This window comes from Yersinia sp. IP36721 (assembly GCF_003634395.1).
Taxonomy (GTDB): domain Bacteria; phylum Pseudomonadota; class Gammaproteobacteria; order Enterobacterales; family Enterobacteriaceae; genus Yersinia; species Yersinia entomophaga.
Genome location: NZ_QCZL01000046.1, coordinates 1 through 5,886, shown reverse-complemented (window position 1 = coordinate 5,886; position 5,886 = coordinate 1). Strand labels below are relative to the sequence as shown.

The following is a 5,886-nucleotide window of genomic DNA, read 5'->3' as shown; positions in this document are numbered from 1 at the left end:
CTGCCAGAGGACTGGCTGACGCAGTGCGGCCTGACCGGGCAACCGCTGGCGATCAGCGTGATGCCTGGTCAGGTGGTGATCCTGGTTCAACAAGATCATATGTTGGCGTAACAACAGATGAAAATAGCCGGGAAGATCCAAGCGTGATCCTCTAGGCCATCATTAATATATCAATGATTCACACAACTAATAACCAGCTCGTTCTTTCAATTTCATTATCCATTCATTTTCTATATTACTTAACGCTGATTTAATTGGCCAGTTAGGTGCCGTTTCTATTTTATGTAGAAGGGTCCAACCCAGACCATAGCATTCATCCTCACCAAAAATAGAAACCAGCTCACATGCATCATCATCAGATACAGGTTCTATAATAGAGTCAATGACATTCTGATATTTTTCAATGAGCGTAATGTCGGAGCAGTCCTCAGAAGGAAGCTTTCCCATTTTTACTAGTTCAATAACGGATTTTTGCATAACATACCTATTTAGCCATTAAATCAGGGAAGTTAGTTTTATAATAAGTAAGGAGATCTCTTATTCCTTCATTATATTTTGAGCCAGCGATCTTTCTCATGTCAGCAATATCTCTATATAATGCTTGACGGAATGGCAATCCTACTTCTTGTTTTACAGTAACCGCACCTTTAAAGCCATATGTTCTAGTTAAGTAATGCTCTGACTGAGGAATTACTAATGCCCCACCGTCAGCACGTGAAGTATATTTTGCAGCAGCTTGAGGCATATGATGCGGTGTTAATTCATCACCTTTAACACCTCTTGCACTGAGATCTCCAAACCTACCACCTTCGCCAGCTTTTACTGCACATCCAGCTAACCCCAGAGGATCTATCCATGTAAGAGGATTTGATGCATAAGCATACAGGTTCATTCCCCCCGCCAGCCCTATCGGGTCCGGGCTTAAGTAACAGCAGGCCTGCGGGTCGTAGTAGCGGAAGCGGTTGTAGTGCAGCCCCGATTCTTCATCCAGAAGCTGGCCGGCGAATTTTAAACCGGGTTCTGGCTGGCTGTGGCTGCGTGAACTAGATACGGGATAACGGCAAGCTGTCTCTGCCAGAGAACTGGCTGACGCAGTGCGGCCTGACCGGGCAACCGCTGGCGATCAACGTGATGCCCGACAAGGTGGTGATTCAGGTGCAACAGGATAATGTATTAGCGTAACAACAGATAAAAAAACCGGAAAGATCTAAAGAGATCCATTCCGGCCATTTATTTTTACTTCATCTCTTTTTTCTTGGATAAATAAAAGTCAAGATACTTCTTCGGTCTTTCTTTAAATGCACGAGCCTTACCATAATTATAGGCATCGTCAAAGTATTTATATGATTCATCATATTGCTCTAACTCATAACAGACCATTCCCAGGTCGATTGATGGTGCTGTATCTATATTAGAGCTTGTTGCTTTAAGTTGCGCCTCACCCCAATATTTTGCACTTTCAAAATCTGACCGATTAAAATATGCAGTATAAAAAGAACCTGATAACCATGAACTTAACATTTCCCATTCCAATTTTGGTTCCGGCAGTAACTCCCATGCCTCTTGATAATTTTTCAATGCAGAGTCAAAGTCACCATTCGTACTGTAAACATTCCCAGCCTCTATGATAGATACTATTTTTTCTTCTAATTCCAGGTTATCTTCTGCAAGCTCTTTCATACACCCACCTATTAAAAATATTGTGACATTTCTGCTGGCCCAATAAAATCACTTGGATCTCTATATCTATCAGGCAATTTAGCACCTTGAGAACGGTTATGCCCAAAATATTCTAATTCATAATTTTTGGAATCTCTCATAAAGGCTCTAACTTCTTTAGATTTCGGGCCATAATAACCGCCTTTCTGATTCCAATATTTAACAGCATCTGTTAAGTGAGCCATATCAGCATCCTGAACGCGATACCATTTATTATCCGTTGAACTTTTAAACCTCATATCACTACCAGCACCACGAATACGACCTTCACCACGCATTCGTTCAATAACTTCTCTGCCAGTCTTGCTATTTTTGCCTGGGGTTCTTCCCATATTATTTAGACGACAGGATGCCAGCCCTAGCGGATCAATATATGTCAGTGGGTTCGGAACGTAACTATATAAGTTCATCCCCCCCGCCAGCCCTATCGGGTCCGGGCTTAAGTAACAGCAGGCCTGCGGGTCGTAGTAGCGGAAGCGGTTGTAGTGCAGCCCCGATTCTTCATCCAGAAGCTGGCCGGCGAATTTTAAACCGGGTTCTGGCTGGCTGTGGTTACGTGAACTAGATACGGGATAACGGCAATCTGTCTCTGCCAGAGGACTGGCTGACGCAGTGCGGCCTGACCGGGCAACCGCTGGCGATCAGCGTGATGCCCGGCAAGGTGGTGATTAGGACTCAGCAGGGTAATATATTAGCGTAACAACAGATAAAAAAGCCGAGAAGAACTAAAGAGGATCTTCCCGGCTTTAGTCTAATTGGCGTTGTATATATCGTGCAAATCTTTATCTTCGTTTAACACGACAGACAATTCATTATCTTTCTGATAAGTCAAAACCAACTCCCCTTTATTTTCATCATCCTCTATAGCACGAACGCCATCGATAACACATAGCATACCGAATAAAGCATCATCGGCAACAAGCTTGATTATCTGTTTTATAAATTCTTTAGCCTCATCGGCCTGTGAATTATAAAAGCCGGATAAATCAACCAGTTCCTTTGATGGCTTTTTACCTGGTGGGGATTCCAGTATAGATATTATATCTTCTACCGCTGCATCTTTAACAACAAGGTTTAATATATCTACAAACTTATTAGCATCCATTTAACTTACCTTAATTTAGTAAACGCCTCAGGGAACATTTCTTTATTGAGCCTGATAAGATCTTTAATGGCTGAAGGTGGTGCATTGGTATAGTTACGAAGATCTCGTATATCTTTCGCTAATAAATCCCTTGGCGTTCCTGTAAAAGTACCTTTAGTTGTTGGTATTAATTTATGTTCAGCTCTCGGAACAGCCATTGATGGTGCAGTCTTTGGGTCATAACCAGATATAACCTGGCCTGCAGGGTGTTTCTGAGTAACATGGTGAATATCTAATCCATCACCAACTTTTGAACGCCGCTGTAAATCATCAAAAGTTCCTACTTCATATTTTTGAGTATGGCACCCCGCCAACCCCAGTGGATCGATCCACGTTAATGGATTTGGTACATACGCGTATAAGTTTAATCCCCCCGCCAGCCCTATCGGGTCAGGACTTAAGTAACAGCAGGCCTGCGGGTCGTAGTAGCGGAAGCGGTTGTAGTGCAGCCCCGATTCTTCATCCAGAAGCTGGCCGGCGAATTTTAAACCGGGTTCTGGCTGGCTGTGGTTACGTGAACTAGATACGGGATAACGGCAATCTGTCTCTGCCAGAGGACTGGCTGACGCAGTGCGGCCTGACCGAGCAACCGCTAGCGATCAGTCAGCGTAATGCCCGGTCAGGTGGTGATTCAGGTGCAGCAGAGCAATATGTTGGCGTAACAACAGATAAAAATAGCCGGAAAGATCTAAAGAGGATCTTTCCGGTATTTTAGATACCTACTAATATTTACCAACCACCCCAAGCATCATACTTATAATTATCATCTATTTTTTCAAACGTAACACCTGTTAATTTCAGCATTTCAAAATTTCTCTTAAATAATAACGAGCATACAGGCTTTGATATTTCCTTACAAAAAAACAAATGTTCTTTTATATCATCCTTGACTTTAAATTTATCTATCTTTTCATAGTATACTTTATCTAACCCTTTCGCTTCTGGTGTGTTTAGCTCGCCAGTTTCTATATCCTTTGATATCGTAAATACTGATTTAGACTCATCCATTATAGACAAGTAACTCGAAAGATAAAATAAAAAATATTTTTTCAATGGGGCTTTGTTTTTATATAAATAAACATTTACAGGAATACTTATACATTTTACATTCAACTCAGAGTTCAACATTAACATTTCAAACGAAATTAAGTTGTCATTAAGGAGGTAATCACCATCTAATTTGTATGATTTTACTTTAACAGCATAGTTATCTGAAAAATCATCTAACGATGGTGGAGCCGTAAAAAGATCATAACCAGGTAGTTCTGGTGTCCACTCTTTATCCATAAAGTGTGGTATCCCCGCATCATCAGGAGCATATTCGATAACAAAAAATTCATTTTCAGCATTACTCATAATAATCTACCTGTATTAGGATCAATTCTAAACACCCCATTATCAAGACCTTTCCTTGCCCAATCTTGAATTTCTTTTATCCCCAGAGCTAACTGTGTATCACTCAATCTATTTGCCTGGCTTGCAAGTTGAGATATTTTATTCCTTATTGCTCCTGTGTATTGATTATGATTAGACCAATGCCCTGGTATTCCCATTGTGCTAGCAAGATCTTTTGAGCCAGGTAAGAAGGTTCCATTTGATGCTCCATCACCATTCCAACCAATTTTTTTAAGGCGGTCGAATATAGATTTAAAGTTCTTATCTTTCATTAATTCTTCAGGAATAAGATGGTGATTAGCCATACCATCACCGGTTCTTGCTCCCATATTTCGACCTAAAGTACAACTCGAAAGTCCAAGAGGGTCGATCCATGTGAGGGGATTCGGAACGTAACTATATAAGTTCATCCCCCCCGCCAGCCCTATCGGGTCCGGACTTAAGTAACAGCAGGCCTGCGGGTCGTAGTAGCGGAAGCGGTTGTAGTGCAGCCCCGATTCTTCATCCAGAAGCTGGCCGGCGAATTTTATACCGGGTTCTGGCTGGCTGTGGTTGCGTGAACTAGATACGGGATAACGGCAATCTGTCTCTGCCAGAGGACTGGTTGACGCAGTGCGGCCTGACCGGGCAGCGCTGACGATCAGCGTGATGCCCGGCAAGGTGGTGATTAAAATTAAGAAAAATTATAAGTTGGTATAATATCCTACAAAACAACCGGAAAGAGCAGAGTTCTCTCCGGCTTAATTTTACTCCGTTACTCCATGACTGATAAGCAATTGTTTCCAGTTTTCAAGATAGCTTTTGAATTTTTCAATAGAGTTTATATTTAACTCCTCTTCAGAATACTCATTGAAAATATTGACACCATCTTTTTTTATCGTAACAGTATGGGCATTTCCTGTCCCTGACCATGATTCCATCACTCCTGACTCAACATTATCACAAGCGGTTATATACTCATTCACACCAAATAAACTGCGTTGTATATCACCAGATAAGAAATCTGCTAACACGTGATATTCATAATCTATATCTAAAAATGGATATCCTTTATCATCAAATAAAAACTTCATATCACCTCAACAATTAATATATTGGATAAGCAGTGTTTATATTTCCAGAGGAATTTAACCATCCCTCTATTTTCACACCGCTTGGAGATATACCTGACCACTTCCCATTAGGTAGTACTGTTCCATTATTATAAGCGCCTCTAATTTCGGTCATCACTTGAGCTCTATTCCACGATTTCGGGAAGAATGTTGACTGCGGCCCTTTAGCTACCCATTGACCCGTAGCTGAATTAAATATCTCTACTTTCCCTTGATAGACACCCTGAGCATTAGCAGAGTTAGTAATTTGGGTAACCCTTGCTTTACCCTGATGGCCGATACTTCCTTCATGGTGGAATCCAACGCCAGCTCCTCGGCGGTTAATTTCGCCATGGAAAACATGCGTGGCATTGATGCTTGGAGGACAAGCTGCTAACCCAAGCGGATCTATCCAATTATTCGGGTTATGTACATAAGCATATGGGTTATATCCCCCCATCAGCCCTATCGGGTCCGGGCTTAAGTAACAGCAGGCCTGCGGGTCGTAGTAGCGGAAGCGGTTGTAGTGCAGCCCCG

At 41.9% G+C, this 5,886-nt stretch carries 11 protein-coding genes and 3 pseudogenes; 3 read left to right on the top strand and 11 right to left on the bottom strand.

The annotated features are described in order from the left end of the window. The gene (locus tag DBA33_RS19835) at positions 1-111 is read left to right on the top strand and encodes a SymE family type I addiction module toxin (protein ID WP_346341327.1); all 111 of its coding nucleotides are present in this window, start codon (positions 1-3) and stop codon (positions 109-111) included. A gap of 75 nt (positions 112-186) precedes the next feature. Here the strand turns inward: DBA33_RS19835 and DBA33_RS19830 are convergent, their stop codons facing one another. Both DBA33_RS19830 and DBA33_RS21210 read right to left on the bottom strand, forming a co-directional pair. Next, positions 187-477, bottom strand: coding sequence for a hypothetical protein (locus DBA33_RS19830; RefSeq protein WP_120807064.1), 291 nt, complete (start codon positions 475-477; stop codon positions 187-189). A 7-nt stretch (positions 478-484) separates the two neighbouring features. After that, entirely contained in the window at positions 485-1,078 is a 594-nt protein-coding gene (locus DBA33_RS21210; protein WP_120807063.1) for an RHS repeat-associated core domain-containing protein, read from the bottom strand. Between DBA33_RS21210 and DBA33_RS21090 the strand changes: the two genes are divergently transcribed. Next, entirely contained in the window at positions 1,048-1,182 is a 135-nt protein-coding gene (locus DBA33_RS21090) for a SymE family type I addiction module toxin (protein WP_120807067.1), read from the top strand. The two genes, DBA33_RS21210 and DBA33_RS21090, sit on opposite strands and share 31 nt — an antisense overlap. 54 nt (positions 1,183-1,236) lie before the next feature. Here the strand turns inward: DBA33_RS21090 and DBA33_RS19815 are convergent, their stop codons facing one another. Together DBA33_RS19815 and DBA33_RS21205 are read right to left on the bottom strand one after the other, a co-directional pair. Then, positions 1,237-1,680, bottom strand: a complete 444-nt coding sequence (locus tag DBA33_RS19815; protein WP_064512409.1) for a hypothetical protein — start codon at positions 1,678-1,680, stop codon at positions 1,237-1,239. Positions 1,681-1,691: 11 nt separating this feature from the next. Next, a pseudogene (locus DBA33_RS21205) lies at positions 1,692-2,258 on the bottom strand (RHS repeat-associated core domain-containing protein); the annotation flags it as partial. A gap of 26 nt (positions 2,259-2,284) precedes the next feature. On the opposite strand from DBA33_RS21205, the gene DBA33_RS21075 reads away from it, so the two are divergent. After that, positions 2,285-2,419 (top strand): SymE family type I addiction module toxin, encoded by a 135-nt coding sequence (locus DBA33_RS21075; protein WP_120807066.1) that lies wholly within the window; start codon positions 2,285-2,287, stop codon positions 2,417-2,419. 51 nt (positions 2,420-2,470) lie between these two features. Here the strand turns inward: DBA33_RS21075 and DBA33_RS19800 are convergent, their stop codons facing one another. The 7 genes and pseudogenes from DBA33_RS19800 to DBA33_RS21195 form a co-directional block, all read right to left on the bottom strand. Beyond that, positions 2,471-2,824 (bottom strand): hypothetical protein, encoded by a 354-nt coding sequence (locus DBA33_RS19800; protein WP_064512405.1) that lies wholly within the window; start codon positions 2,822-2,824, stop codon positions 2,471-2,473. 5 nt (positions 2,825-2,829) lie between these two features. Continuing rightward, positions 2,830-3,177, bottom strand: a complete 348-nt coding sequence (locus DBA33_RS19795; protein WP_240442732.1) for a hypothetical protein — start codon at positions 3,175-3,177, stop codon at positions 2,830-2,832. Further along, positions 3,166-3,363: pseudogene (locus tag DBA33_RS21070) on the bottom strand (RHS repeat-associated core domain-containing protein); the annotation flags it as partial. The pseudogene DBA33_RS21070 and the gene DBA33_RS19795, both read right to left, overlap by 12 nt. A 229-nt stretch (positions 3,364-3,592) precedes the next feature. Then, positions 3,593-4,219: a DUF1629 domain-containing protein gene (locus tag DBA33_RS19785; protein ID WP_120807061.1), complete on the bottom strand. Its 627-nt coding sequence runs from the start codon at positions 4,217-4,219 to the stop codon at positions 3,593-3,595. Continuing rightward, positions 4,216-4,800, bottom strand: a pseudogene (locus DBA33_RS21200) (RHS repeat-associated core domain-containing protein); the annotation flags it as partial. The pseudogene DBA33_RS21200 and the gene DBA33_RS19785, both read right to left, overlap by 4 nt. Before the next feature lie 204 nt (positions 4,801-5,004). After that, a complete protein-coding gene (locus DBA33_RS19770) occupies positions 5,005-5,331 on the bottom strand; it encodes a YacL family protein (RefSeq protein WP_120807059.1) in 327 nt (108 codons plus the stop codon). A gap of 13 nt (positions 5,332-5,344) precedes the next feature. Next, positions 5,345-5,886 (bottom strand): EndoU domain-containing protein (locus DBA33_RS21195; protein ID WP_205582791.1); only part of this gene is annotated, 542 nt, incomplete at its 5' end.

Coding starts and splice junctions, on each gene's coding strand:
- DBA33_RS19770 (WP_120807059.1), bottom strand. CDS start 5,331: ATGAAGTTTTTATTTGATGATAAAGGATATCCATTTTTAGATATAGAT.
- DBA33_RS19830 (WP_120807064.1), bottom strand. CDS start 477: ATGCAAAAATCCGTTATTGAACTAGTAAAAATGGGAAAGCTTCCTTCT.
- DBA33_RS19815 (WP_064512409.1), bottom strand. CDS start 1,680: ATGAAAGAGCTTGCAGAAGATAACCTGGAATTAGAAGAAAAAATAGTA.
- DBA33_RS19785 (WP_120807061.1), bottom strand. CDS start 4,219: ATGAGTAATGCTGAAAATGAATTTTTTGTTATCGAATATGCTCCTGAT.
- DBA33_RS19800 (WP_064512405.1), bottom strand. CDS start 2,824: ATGGATGCTAATAAGTTTGTAGATATATTAAACCTTGTTGTTAAAGAT.